Annotated in this window: 9 protein-coding genes and 1 pseudogene; 6 read left to right on the forward strand and 4 right to left on the reverse strand. The window is 63.6% G+C overall.

Annotation, left to right across the window (positions count from 1 at the left end):
- Positions 1-1,097: glycoside hydrolase family 3 protein (locus tag QZ079_RS05030; protein ID WP_297035894.1), on the reverse strand; the 1,097-nt coding region annotated here is incomplete at its 3' end.
- A gap of 92 nt (positions 1,098-1,189) precedes the next feature.
- On the reverse strand, positions 1,190-2,392 hold the full coding sequence (locus QZ079_RS05035; protein WP_291289664.1) for an iron-containing alcohol dehydrogenase: 1,203 nt from the start codon (positions 2,390-2,392) through the stop codon (positions 1,190-1,192).
- A 276-nt stretch (positions 2,393-2,668) separates the two neighbouring features.
- On the opposite strand from QZ079_RS05035, the gene QZ079_RS05040 reads away from it, so the two are divergent.
- Positions 2,669-3,487: an HAD family hydrolase gene (locus QZ079_RS05040; RefSeq protein ID WP_297035898.1), complete on the forward strand. Its 819-nt coding sequence runs from the start codon at positions 2,669-2,671 to the stop codon at positions 3,485-3,487.
- Positions 3,488-3,502: 15 nt separating this feature from the next.
- Here the strand turns inward: QZ079_RS05040 and QZ079_RS05045 are convergent, their stop codons facing one another.
- Entirely contained in the window at positions 3,503-3,865 is a 363-nt protein-coding gene (locus tag QZ079_RS05045; RefSeq protein ID WP_297035901.1) for a hypothetical protein, read from the reverse strand.
- A complete protein-coding gene (locus QZ079_RS05050; protein ID WP_297035904.1) occupies positions 3,858-5,243 on the reverse strand; it encodes a DNA repair protein in 1,386 nt (461 codons plus the stop codon). The genes QZ079_RS05045 and QZ079_RS05050 overlap by 8 nt, the downstream gene beginning before the upstream one ends.
- A gap of 178 nt (positions 5,244-5,421) precedes the next feature.
- Between QZ079_RS05050 and QZ079_RS05055 the strand changes: the two genes are divergently transcribed.
- The 5 genes and pseudogenes from QZ079_RS05055 to QZ079_RS05075 form a co-directional block, all read left to right on the forward strand.
- Complete coding sequence (locus QZ079_RS05055) at positions 5,422-6,891, forward strand: transglutaminase family protein (protein ID WP_297035906.1); 1,470 nt, start codon at positions 5,422-5,424, stop codon at positions 6,889-6,891.
- A 136-nt stretch (positions 6,892-7,027) separates the two neighbouring features.
- Positions 7,028-8,722, forward strand: a complete 1,695-nt coding sequence (gene pgi, locus QZ079_RS05060) for a glucose-6-phosphate isomerase (RefSeq protein ID WP_297035909.1) — start codon at positions 7,028-7,030, stop codon at positions 8,720-8,722.
- 3 nt (positions 8,723-8,725) lie between these two features.
- Complete coding sequence (locus QZ079_RS05065) at positions 8,726-9,742, forward strand: DMT family transporter (protein ID WP_297035913.1); 1,017 nt, start codon at positions 8,726-8,728, stop codon at positions 9,740-9,742.
- Between the two features lie 129 nt (positions 9,743-9,871).
- Positions 9,872-10,609 carry a GntR family transcriptional regulator gene (locus QZ079_RS05070; RefSeq protein ID WP_297035916.1) on the forward strand — a complete coding sequence of 246 codons (738 nt, stop codon included), beginning with the start codon at positions 9,872-9,874 and terminating at the stop codon, positions 10,607-10,609.
- A 318-nt stretch (positions 10,610-10,927) separates the two neighbouring features.
- A pseudogene (locus QZ079_RS05075) lies at positions 10,928-11,135 on the forward strand (SIS domain-containing protein); the annotation flags it as partial.

An 11,135-nucleotide genomic window follows, 5' to 3' on the forward strand; every position in this document is an offset into this window, starting at 1 on the left:
CCCGCCTCGAAGAAGCGGAACGCCGCGTCGTCTGCCTGGTAGTATTCGGTGATCGCCCCCATGGCGAACGAGTCAGAGATGATGACGCCCTCGAATCCGAGGTCGCCGCGGAGCACGTCGGTCATCATGACCGAGGAGAGCGACGCAGGGAGGCCATCGGCGGCGAAGTTCGGTGTCTGGATATGGCCGACCATCACGAACGGGCAGCCAGCCTCGATGGCGGCGCGGAAGGGCGCGAACTCGCAGCCCTCTATCTCCTCGCGGCCGCGCTCCGCCGTCACGGCGCCGGTGTGCGAGTCGCCCGCGGTGTCACCGTGTCCCGGGAAGTGCTTCACGCAGGGCAGGATGCCCGTTTCGAGCATCGCCTCGACCTCGGCGGCGACCATCTCGGCCACGACCTCGGGGTCGCTGCCGAACGAGCGCTGACCGATCGCGGAGTTGTTCGGGTTCGTGAGGACGTCCGCATCGGGCGCGAAGTCGAGGTTGAAACCGATCTCGTGCAGGTAGGTACCGATGACGCGGCCGACCTCCGCCGCTTCCGCGGGGTCGCCCGTGGCGCCGATCTCGGCCATGTTCGGGAAGCGCTCGACGTCGAAAAGGCCGGAGTTCGCTACGCGCGCCACGAGCGGGCCGCCTTCTTCGTCGATGCCGAGGAGGGGCGGAATGCCGGCGCCCGTATCGCGCGCGAGTTCGACCGTCCCCTCGAGGAGGTTCACGACTTGCTCGGCGCTCGAGAGGTTTTTGGCGAAGTAGATGAGGCCGCCAACCGGGATCTTCGAGAGGGCCTCGCGCGTCATGCTGCCCGCGATGGTGGCGACCTCCACACCGGTGAGCTGCTCTGGTGTGACCATGAAGAGCTGGCCGACCTTCTGCTCGAGCGTCATCGAGCCCAAGAGCTTCTCGACCGGATCTGGTTCCGGTTCCGGTTTCGGCTGCTCTGCGGGTTCCCGCTCGGCGGGGTGGTCGGAGATGGTCACGCGCTCGTCGTCATCCGTCGAGGTGCCCGGCATATCGCAGGCGGCGAGGCCGAGCATCGAGGCGGTGGCGCAGCCTGCAGCGGCAAGCGCGCTGCGGCGGGAGATGGGAGGGCAGTTCACGGGGCGATCCCTTTCAATCGAGGCTCTATGGAAAAAGCGCGTCGGCTGAGCGATCCCGCCGACGCGCCTCCTAACCTTCAAGGGTAGCGTGTCTACAGCGCGCTGCGGTAGATGGCGCGCGCGTCCTCAATCGTGAGTTGCTTGAAGCTGCCGAAGACCTCGCCCTTGTTGATCTTGAGGCCGACAAGCAGCTGGTCGATATCCGCTTCTTTAACACCTAGTTCGCCGAGCGTGCGCGGCATGCCGAGCGATACGAAGAACTCTTGCAGCTCGTCGATGGTCGCGGTGACGGCGTCGCGCACCGCCTCCTCGGTGTCGTCGATCGCTTCGATGTCGAACACGCCCTTCGCGAAATCGAGGAAGCGCTCGGGGTGCTCGCGCCACACGTAGCGCATCCAGGCTGGGAACACGACCGCGAGGCCGGCGCCGTGCGTGATCGAGGTGTCGAGCGCGGAAAGCTCGTGCTCCAGGCCGTGGCACGACCAGTCGCCGTCGCGGCCGCCGGGGACGTTCGTGCCGCAGCCGGCCAGGCCGTTGTGGGCGAGGGTGCCCGCCCACATGATGTTGGCGCGGGCGTCGTAGTCCTCGGGGTTCTCGAGCACGCGGGGCGCAGCGTCCATCACGGCGCGGATGATCCCGCAGGCGATGTTATCGGTCACGGGGGCCGCGGGCTCGCCCGAGAAGAAGCGTTCCATGATGTGCGCGATCATATCGGTTACGCCGGCGGCCGTCTGGTAGGGCGGCAGCGTGAAGGTGAGCGCGGGATCCATGATGGCGAGCACGGGGCGGTTGAGGTCGGTGTTGAGGCCGCTCTTGAGGTGCTCGGCATCGTTGCTGATGACGGCGGAGTTCGATGCTTCGGATCCCGAGGCGGGGATGGTGGGCACCGCGACGACGGGGATGCGCTGCGCCGGCGTGGCGCGCTTCGCGAAGAAGTCCCACGCGTCGCCGTCATAGCAGGCGCCGAGGGCGATGGCCTTCGCGGCGTCCATGGCCGACCCGCCGCCTACGGGCAGAACCACGTCGACGCGCTCCGCGCGGGCGAGCTCGATGCCCTTGCGGACGGACGTGATTTCGGGGTTGGGGCGCACGCCGCCGAGTTCCGCATGGGCGATGCCATGGGCGTCGAGCGACGCCTTCACGCGGTCGAGCGTGCCGGTGCGCAGGACTGATCCGCCGCCGTAGACGATGAGGGCGCGCGTGAAGCCGAGCGCCGCCAGCTCCTCGCCGGTGCGGTCGATGGCGTCGCGCCCGAAGACGATCTTGGTGGGGGAGTAGAAGGTAAAGTCGTTCACAACCGTCTCCTTTTCTTGGGTTGATCGGGAGCCGCGCGTGGGTTCCCCGCGCCATCGTAGCACGCTTTGGCCAAGCGGGCGGCGCTGCACATGCTGCACACGAGTTTCCCGCGATGTCATCGTCCACGGGATACGCTGGCACCCCTTCCAACACTCCTTAGGGCGGAGCGGATGAGGAACAACCGTTTCATCCTCGTTCCTTTCGCCCGCTGCGTGCCCACGCATGAGCTATCATCGACGGCGTGCATGAAACTGTATGCGTTGGAGGCAAACCCTATGCAGAGCGTTAAGCTGATTTTGAGCGATATCGACGGAACCATCATGCCGCGTGGCCGCGGCCATGTTTCCGAGCGCACGCGCCGCGCCTTCCATACCGCGCTCGATGCAGGCCTTGCCATCGGCGTGGCGAGCGGGCGCGCCGTTTCGCAGATTCCGCCGTTCTTTTCCGGCGATGCAGCGTGCTGCGCGACGTGTATCACGACGAACGGCCTCGCGATCTACCATGCGGGCGAGCGCGTGGCCTATGGGCTGCCCGACCGTGCCGCGCTCGAGCGTCTGATCGAGGTGCTCGCCGACGTGCCGCGCTCCGGCTTCACGGCTTTCGAGGACACGCAGCCCTACCTCTGCGCGGGCACGCGCGAGGACATGGCCGGTGTGGTGTCCGCCTACGCGGAGGTGGCGCTTCCTTGCGACGGCTTGCCCGCGTTCGAGATTCAGAAGGCGAACGTCTTCATCGATGGCGATATGGCAGAGACTGTCGCCCTGTGCGACCGCCTGAACGATGCATTTGAAGAACTCGATTTCGATGTCCCCATGCGCGGTTTTCTGAATATCATGCCCGCGGGTTGGAACAAGGGTGCCGCGGTGCGGAGGCTCTGCGAGCACCTGGGCATCTCGACCGAAGAGGTCGTGGTGTTTGGCGACGCAGGAAACGATCTCGCGATGTTCGAGGTCGCCGGGCACCCGGTCGCCGTGGCCGGGGCGACACCCGAGGCGGCCGCTGCGGCTCGCTGGCATATCGGGCGCTGCGAGGACGATGCCGTCGCCCAGGCGATCGAGGCGCTCGCAGCAGGGGACTGGCCGTTTGAGGCGTAAGCACCGTCCAGCCCCTCAGGCTTGAACGATCTCGAGCGAGCGGATGCTGTCGAGCGGTATCTTCGTCTTCACGACCATGAGTTCCCGCTCGACGATGTCGACGCGCGCCACGCAGCCAGTGAGCGTTACGTAGGCGTCCTTGTCGTAGTAGACCACGCGCACCATCTGGCCGCGCCGCACGCGAAGCATCACTTGCGAGAGCGCGAGCGCCTCCTCATCGGTGAGCTCGTGCTTGGGTTCGGGCACGCGCTCCTGCTTGCGAATGAGCTCGTAGTAGCCGCGCAGGGCCGCGAAGGGCATGAACTGCGCCGCACGGTCTGCGCGCATTCCACCGTCTGCTCGCAGCTGCGAGGTCTCGCTCCTGTGTTCGTTAGGCATGATGCCCACCTACCTGTTCGTTGCGCTCGCGCGCAGTGGCCTTCTCGGTGAGGCTTGTGCCGCGCAAGAGCGCGTTCTTGCCGAACTTGCCCTTCACGGCGAGGACGGCTTGCTGAAGATCGTGCTCGCGGCCTTCGGCCGCGGTATCGGTGAAAAGGTCGACGGTAGCGAATTCCTCGGGCATGAGGTTGCCGAGTCCCACGGAGATGCGCCGAATAAGCCGCGTGCGATCGATCGATTCGTCCCAGAGCGCATCGAAGGCGCCCATGAGCTTGCGGTAGGAATTCGTGCGGAAGGGAAGCTTGCGCGAGCCGCCTGCCCGCTCGCCGCTTCGTCTGCCGCCTATGCGTCGCGTGCCGTGCTCGCCGGTGAAGAGGGTGCCCGCCTCCGCCTCTGCTGCGGCTCGCGCCGGTTTTGCCCCTGCGCCCGCGCCGTTTGCCGCGGCCGCCCCGCGAACGTATTCGTAGCCTACGGAAAGCGAGATGCGCTCGCAGACCTCGTGCCGCTCCACCAGCTCGAGCGCGGACGCATCGACCATCTCCTTCAAGATCGTGTGCGCGTCCTCGAACGTGTAGCCTTCCGGGAGCACCTGGCCGTTCACGTACGAGGAGGCTGCCGGCTTGTAGGCTTGGATCTGGGCGATGGTGGTGGGTTCGCGCCCGAAGGCGTGGTCGATGAGGTATTCGGCGTTCACGCCGAACTCCCGGTAGAGGATCTGCTCGTCGAGCGCGGCGACGCCCATGAGGTCGCGAACGCCGTACTTCTCAAGCCGCGCGGCGATGCCCGGCCCTATGCCCCAGATATCCGTGATGGGACGGTGCGGCCAGATCTTTTGGCGAAAGGTCTCCTCGTTGAGCACGCCGATGCCGTCCTTTTCGTGCTTGGCAGTGATATCGAGGGCGACCTTCGCGAGGAAGAGGTTCGGTCCGATGCCTGCCGTCGCGGTGATGCGCGTGTGCTCAAAGACCGCCCGGCGCAGCCGTTCGGCAAAGGTGCGCGCGTCGATGCCGTAGAGCTTGAGGTAGGGCGTGGCGTCGATGAAGCACTCGTCGATGGAGTAGGGGTGGATGTCCTGTGGGCTCACGTATTCGAGGTAGATGCCATAGATCTGAGTGGAAACCTCCATGTAGTGGCGCATGCGCGGTCGAGCCTTGATATAGCGTATGCTTGGCGGTATGTCGAACACGCGACAGCGGTTGCGCACGCCGAGCGCCTTCATGGCGGGGGTCACGGCGAGGCAGATGGTGCTCGGGCCGCGCGCAGGGTCCGCCACGACGAGGTTCGTGGTGAAGGGGTCGAGCCCGCGATCGGCGCACTCGACGCTCGCGTAAAACGTCTTCAGATCGATGCACAGGTACGTGCGCTCGTCCTCTGCCATGATGCCTCCTTCCCGCGGTGCCCGACGGGACAAGTATACCTCAAAAAATCGAACACATGTTTGTATATTTGATGAGTGTATGCTATGCTGGAAATCATCAGACGGGCGGCAACACGGCGCGCGGATGTGCGCTGTAAGGTGGCGTAGCCTGTTCCAACAGGCAGGAGGGGGAGGGAAGATGACGGTTTCTTGGAGCGGCTTCGAAGAGCGTCCAGATATGGTGCCCGCAGTTCAGGTTGAAGACGCGCCCGATGTGTATGCGGCAGATGTTGCGGCCTTGGGAATGGCCCTGCCTGCGTCTATCGCGCGATGCAAGGAAGCGGGTTATCTCGACGAGGCGGCACGCCTGTGCCGCGACGTGCTCGAGCACGACCCATCCTCGCCGCTCGTGCCCCGGTTGCGCCTCGAATGGTACCGGCTCGCGCGGCTTGCGGGCGAGTACTGCATGCCCCTCGATAAGGCTGTGGCGGAGCTTGCTGCCGCCGGTGCGGAGGTAACCGTCGAAGATGTTCGCGCTCTTGTGGCGAAGGGGCGAATCGACGTGCGCTTCATAGCGGGCAAGCCCTATACGCTCTTCTATTTCCTCGATACGTTGAGTATCTACGCAGCGGAGGTGCCGGGGCTCGCATCTGCGGATGCAGCGGATGGCGATATGCTTGCACCGCGGCGGGCGATGTGCGACGAGATGCGCCGCAGCGGCCATGCCGCCCGCGACATCACGGTTCGCGCTGCTATCGAGGTGCAAGATGTGGAGCCTGGGGATGATGTTCGCATCTGGCTGCCGGTAGCCGCAAAGGCACCGCAGCAGTCGCGTATCGAAGTGCTCGACGCCTCTCCCGAAGGTCGCCTTGCCGCTGCGGATGCGCCTGCCCGCGCCATGTTCTGGCAGTTTTCTGGATCGGGAAGTCGTAGCGTCACGTTTCGGTACCGTATCGACGCTCCGTACACAGATTTGTGGACGTCCGAAGGCATCGCCGCGGCGTGCGAGCGGGCGCAGGCGGCTGCATGTGAAGCGCCTACAGAGTCCGACTATGCCCAAGAGGCGCCGCACATTGCATTCACTCCGCTTGTGCGCGAGATTGCCCGCGCGATCCGCGAGACGGCGCGCGACGACTCGCCCCTTGAGCTCGCCCGAGCTGCCTACGACTACGTGACGACGCATGTCTCGTATCGTTACCAGCCGTCTTACATCCAACTCGATGTCATTCCGGACTACTGCCTCGCGACGGGCTACGGCGACTGCGGTGTCATGGCGCTCACCTTCATCACGCTATGCCGCTGCTTGGGGGTCGCCGCGCGGTGGCAGAGCGGGCTCTACGCGGCGCCCGACTGCATCTCTCCACACGACTGGGCCATGTTTTACACGCCTAAGACAGGGTGGCTGTGGGCGGATTGCTCGTTCGGTATCGGGGCACATCGTGCGCACGACGAGGAGCTTAGACGCTTCTACTTCGGCAACCTCGATCCGTGGCGCACGGTGTTCAATCGCGCGTTTGCCGCGCCGCTCGAGCTGGCGGCGGAGGCTATCCGCCGCGACCCGTTCGATAACCAGGTGGGGGAAGCGGCGGTAAACGGTCGCAGTCTCGATGAGGAAGAATTCGCCTATACCGTAGAGCTCGTCGATATCGCAGAGGTTCCGCCCGCGTAGACATACCTCGCAGGAATGTACGTTCGCACCATCGATTTCACGTGCGGCCGCATCTGTCGCGGCGAACGCGGTAAAATATAAACGTCCGTGTGCCCGGTGCGCACGGAGAGCATTTGGCACTGAACGAGGAGGCAGCATGTCCACCATTCCCGCGCCGATCGACGTTACCCAAACCCCTGCATGGAAGGCGCTTCAAGAGCATCATGACCGCCTGATTGAGGAAGGGATCAGCCTCAAGGACTGGTTCGCTGCAGACTCTGAGCGCGTCGAGAAGTTTTCGTTCGACGCTGGCGATCTGCACTTCGACCTCTCGCGCGACCTCATCATCGACGAGACGCTCAAGCTCCTGTGCGACCTCGGCCGCGCCGCGGGCGTCGAAGAGCGGCGCGAGGCCATGTTCTCGGGCGAGCATATCAACACTACCGAGGATCGCGCCGTGTTGCACACCGCGCTCCGCCGCCCGAAGGAGCAGGCGGGTACGCTCGTCGTCGACGGCCAGGATGTCGTGGCGGACGTCCACGAGGTGCTCGACCGCATGTACGCCTTCGCGAACCGCGTGCGCTCGGGTGAATGGCGCGGCGTTTCCGGCAAGAAGATCGAGCATGTGGTCTCCGTGGGTATTGGCGGCTCAGACCTGGGCCCTGTCATGGCATACGAGGCGCTCAAGGTCTACGCTGACGCAGGGATCGACTGCCGCTATATCTCAAATATCGATCCGAACGACGCGGCCGAGAAACTTTGTGGCCTTGACCCTGAGACCACGCTCGTGATCATCGTCTCGAAGACATTCACCACGCTCGAGACGCTCACGAACGCGCGCGAGGTGCGCACGTGGATGCTCGATGCCTTGAAGGCGGCAGGCGCGATCGACGGTTCCGATGAGAGCTGTGCTGAGGCGACGCGCAAGCACTTCGTCGCGGTTTCGACGGCGCTCGACCTTGTTGCGGAGTTCGGCATCGACCCGGAAAACGCGTTTGGCTTCTGGAACTGGGTGGGTGGCCGCTATTCCGTGGATTCCGCGGTAGGGCTTTCGCTCATCGTGGCCTTGGGACCCGAGCGCTTCCAGGAGTTCCTCGCGGGCTTCCGCGCTATCGACGAATATTTCCAGAACACGCCGCTCGAGGAGAATGTCGTCGCGCTCATGGGCCTCATGAACGTGTGGTACGTGAACTTCTTCGGCGCGGAGAGCCATGCTGTGCTGCCCTATAACCAGTACTTGCACCGCTTCCCCGCATACCTCCAGCAGCTCACCATGGAGTCGAACGGCAAGGGCGTGCGCTGGGACGGCTCCGCGGTGACGTCGCCCACCGGCGAGATCTTCTGGGGCGAGCCGGGTACGAACGGCCAGCACGCGTTTTACCAGCTCATCCACCAGGGCACGCGCATGGTGCCGGCAGACTTCATCGCCTTCGCGAACACGCCGCACCCGGTGAAGGACTCCGATCAGGATGTCCATGAGCTCTTCCTGGGCAATTTCCTCGCGCAGACGAAGGCGCTCGCTTTCGGCAAGACGGCCGACGAGGTGCGCGCCGAGGGGACGCCGGAAGAGATCGTTCCAGCGCGCGTGTTCACGGGCAACCGTCCCACGACCACGATCTTCGGCGACACGCTTACACCGTTCGCGCTCGGCGAGCTCATCGCGGTCTACGAGCACATCACGTTCGTCCAGGGCACGGTATGGGGCATCGACTCCTACGACCAGTGGGGCGTTGAGCTCGGCAAGCAGCTCGCCAAGCAGATTACGCCGGCCTTCCATGACGACGCCGCTCTCGAGCAGCAGGACCCGGCGACTCAGGCGCTCATCCGCTACTATCGGGAGCATCGTCGCTAAGCTATGTCCAAGAACGATCTAGGTAGCGCATCCGCTCCGCAGGAACCAGAGGGTTTCTTCGGGGCGGATGCTCCCGTCGAAATCGAAGACCGTGCGCCGGGTACGCGCCTGCGTGGCGCCGGTGCCCGCTCGCCGCTGTTTTGGAAGCTCATGCTCGCCGCGATGGCGGTCGTGTGGGGGTACTCGTTCTTCGTCATGAAAGACGTGCTCGATACCGTGTCGCCCTTCACGCTTCTGGCATGCCGCTTTCTCGGATCGGCGCTCATCATGTTCGCGTTGTTCCGCAGGCGCATCGTCCGGCACTTCAACGCGAGGAACGTCGCTGTCGGCGTTGCCATGGGGGCATCGCTCGGCATCGCGTACGCGCTCCAAACACTTGGTCTTGTTGAGACGACAGCCGGCAAGAGCGCGTTTCTCACGGGGACGTACTGCATTCTCGTGCCATTCATAAGCTACTTCATGGCACGTGAGCCGCTTACACGCTTCAACCTCGGGGCGGCTCTTTTGTGCTTGGCGGGCATCGCGCTCGTGGCGCTCGACAGCCTTGTCGTTAATCGCGGCGACGCGCTCACGCTTGTCGGCGCCGTCTTCTTCGCACTCCAGATTGCCACGGCAGCGCGGTATGGCCGAGAGCTCGATGTCAACGTTATCACGTTCTGGATGTTTCTCACCGTCGGCGTGATGGATGCCGTTGCGGCGCTTGCTGTCGAGCCGCCGATTACCTCGATCGCTTGGTCACCCGTGGTTATCGCGACCATTGCATTCCTTGCGCTCTTCTGCACGTGCATCGGTATGCTCGTTCAGAATCTCGCGCTCGCGCACGTCCCGCCTGCGACCGGGTCGCTCCTGCTTTCGCTCGAGTCTCCCTCGGGTGTGCTGTTTTCCGTGCTGCTTGCTAGCGAGGTTCTCACAGGCAGGCTCGTCGCGGGATTCGTGCTCATCTTCTGTTCCATCGTGCTCTCCGAGACGCATCTCTCATTTCTGCGTCCGCTCCTGCTGCGTCCTGCTCGCAACAGATAGACTTCCTGGCATCGTCGGGACGTTTACCTTACGCTGAGACCGTTTGCCGAGTGGATCGTCGTCGGTGTGCGTCTGGTCGTATACTATGACGTGTCAAGACAACATATAACGTATTCGAAAGGCGCTGTCATGCCCTCGGAACTCGATCACACATCGCAAGAACCTCTGTACCTTCAGGTTATCGAAGACATCCGCCGCGATATCGCCTCGGGACTGTATCGCGCGGGGGAGAAGATCCCCTCTGAGCTCGAGCTTGGCGACATCTACCGCGTGAGTCGCATCACCGTACGCAACGCGGTGAAGGTGCTCGAGAAGGAAGGCCTGCTCGTCAAGCGCCAGGGGAAGGGCACGTTCGTGACGGCCGAAGCCGAGCACAAGGCACCGTTCGAGAACGATGACATCGTTCGAAGCTTCACAAAGACCTGCGAGAACAACGGCGTCGTCCCGGGCGCGCGGCTTGTAGCGTGCGAACGTGCCTTGCTCCCGCTCGATCGCCCCGGGTTCTTCGGAGGCGCGGATAACGGAGCCGCGATTCGCGTCATTCGTGTGCGCACGGCCGACGACGTGCCCCTGATGGTTGAGGACAACCTCTTCGACCCGGTGAAATACCGCTTCCTGCTCGATGAGCATCTCGAAGACTGCTCCATCTTCGAGGTCATAGAACAAAAGACCGGGCTTGTGCCGCGCAACAGTACCGATTGCATCCTAAGCATGGAGCGTGCGACGCCGCAGCTCGCTGAATTGCTCGATGTCGCGGAGAACGAGCCACTGTTCACCGTGAGCGGCGAGTACTCCGATCAATACGGCGAGCCCATGTTCCTCGGGCTCCAGCATGTAGTAGGGAAGCACTACAGTTTCCGTCTCTAGACCCAACCACACGTCACTTTGGGGACGGGTACGTTTGTGACGTTTTCGACACAAACGTACCCGTCCCCAAAGTGTTGCCCAAAGCGACGCGTGGGGCGGGGAAGTTTGAACGAGTTGTGATGAAAAAAATAACGTTATATAACGTCTATACGTTTACCGTCAAAATCCTACCACTCACCGTTATCCTATAACGTCATATAACCAATTTGGTATCTTGTCATCAGCGGAACCGCGTGCGACGCGGAGCGAGGGAGAAGGCCCGCGCCGCAGGCGAACCCGCACTGCCTTATCGCATGACGACACGAGAAAGGAATGCTCATGGCAGAGACGGAGAAGGTCGAGATCATGAACTTCGACCAGGAGGGTTATCTCGAGGACGGCAAGGCGCTCGTCGAGACCGGCAAGAAGATGGCGGCCATGGCCGACCAGATCGCCGACGAGGGCTACGACGCGATCTTCCTCATGGGCGTGGGCGGCACCTGGGACGAGCTCATGCAGCTCGAGTACCTCATGAACAAGTTCGGCG

The sequence above is a fragment of the uncultured Enorma sp. genome, assembly GCA_905210055.1.
Classification (GTDB): Bacteria; Actinomycetota; Coriobacteriia; order Coriobacteriales; family Coriobacteriaceae; genus Enorma.